Here is a 231-nt window from a genome sequence, read left to right as displayed (position 1 = left end):
GATTAGCTCAGTTGGGAGAGCACCGCCCTTACAAGGCGGGGGTCACTGGTTCAAGCCCAGTATCGTCCACCATCTTTTGCCATAAAAGATGTAAATCTAAATAATGGACGATTAGCTCAGTTGGGAGAGCACCGCCCTTACAAGGCGGGGGTCACTGGTTCAAGCCCAGTATCGTCCACCATCTTTTATATTATCAGCATCCTTCAAATTAAATATTTCAATTTAAGTGCG

Annotated in this window: 1 tRNA gene; it reads left to right on the top strand. The window is 45.9% G+C overall.

Annotated features, from left to right (window positions below):
* The first annotated feature begins 105 nt into the window (after positions 1-105).
* Positions 106-181, top strand: a tRNA-Val gene (locus ACRRSQ_RS02295).
* Positions 182-231 lie beyond the last annotated feature (50 nt).

The organism is Thalassotalea sp. PLHSN55 (assembly GCF_052030545.1).
Lineage (GTDB): Bacteria > Pseudomonadota > Gammaproteobacteria > Enterobacterales > Alteromonadaceae > CANMXU01.
This window is presented reverse-complemented; position numbering and strand designations above follow the sequence as displayed.